Here is a 1069-nt window from a genome sequence, read left to right as displayed (position 1 = left end):
ATCCTGTTCGAGGCAAAATGCCAAGAATTAAAGACCCAATTTTTAAGAAAAAATCAAGATTTGTCTTAAGTATTCTGGCTGCACCCGATTTAACCAGTGTGCAGAAATCAGGCAAAAGTAGTTTAAGTGGTGGTTTTGGGGTAGAGGCTACGCTTTTCTTAACAAAGAAATTGAGTGTTACTACAGGGGCAGCTTATGCTAAGAAAATCTACGACTCAGATTTTAGCCAATACAACCCTAACAGCAATTATGTTTTTAAGGCAAACCCAGCAAATATTCATGCCAATTGCGATGTAATTGATATTCCTATTAATGTGAACTATAAGGTTTTTGATGGGCGTAGAAATTCGATTTCAGTAAGTACAGGTTTATCTAGTTATTTGATGTTGAAAGAGAAATACAGCTATTCTTATAATGGAGCTTATCAGGGCCCTCAAAGCTACGAAGTCAGAAACCAGAATCAGCATTATTTAGGTATAGCCAATGTTGGTATCGAGTTTCAGCACAAAATAAATAATAATTTAAGCATTAGCGCTAAACCATTTATGAAAATACCCTTAACCAATATTGGTTACGGAAATTCTAAATTATCATCAACAGGCGTGGCCGTTTCAGTAAATATGAATTTATTTGGCAGGAAGAATTAATTAAGATTAAAATAATACGTCTTGAATTTCTGAGGTTTTATCGAAAACACTTTTTGCAAATGGACAAAGCGGAAGAATTTTCATCTTGTTTTCTCTGGCATAATTTACGGCGGCAAGCACTAACTTTTTCCCTACACCTTTGCCAGCAAAATCTTGACTTACTTCGGTATGGTCAATAATGAATTTGCCAGGGCCAGCCCAAACATATGCCATAACGCCTGCTTGTAAGCCGTTCTCTAAGGCTTCGAACTGCCCTTTCTTTTCGTTGTTAATCTGTCGTATTTCCATCAGGGTTTATTTCTTGATCTTTGGATTTTGATCTGGCAAAGGCACAAAACCTGTTTCACCAGGAACGGGTTTAAAGCTTTGATCTAACCATTTTTGTTTGGCTTTTTCAATCAATTCTTTGTCAGAGGCAACAA

At 36.5% G+C, this 1069-nt stretch carries 2 protein-coding genes; one reads left to right on the top strand and one right to left on the bottom strand.

Annotated features, from left to right (window positions below; all coding sequences use genetic code 11):
• A partial coding sequence (locus tag AC1DPQ_RS28615) for an outer membrane beta-barrel protein (protein ID WP_477611693.1) occupies window positions 1-647 on the top strand: 647 nt, incomplete at its 5' end.
• A 6-nt stretch (window positions 648-653) separates the two neighbouring features.
• Here AC1DPQ_RS28615 and AC1DPQ_RS28610 read toward each other — a convergent pair.
• The gene (locus AC1DPQ_RS28610; RefSeq protein ID WP_477578369.1) at window positions 654-935 is read right to left on the bottom strand and encodes a GNAT family N-acetyltransferase; all 282 of its coding nucleotides are present in this window, start codon (window positions 933-935) and stop codon (window positions 654-656) included.
• Window positions 936-1069: the final 134 nt, after the last annotated feature.

Source organism: Pedobacter sp. 01T416_2 (assembly GCF_056398925.1).
This window is presented reverse-complemented; position numbering and strand designations above follow the sequence as displayed.

Bases quoted from the DNA above. Each gene is read 5' to 3' on its own strand.
- AC1DPQ_RS28610 (WP_477578369.1), bottom strand. From the start codon at position 935: ATGGAAATACGACAGATTAACAACGAAAAGAAAGGGCAGTTCGAAGCC.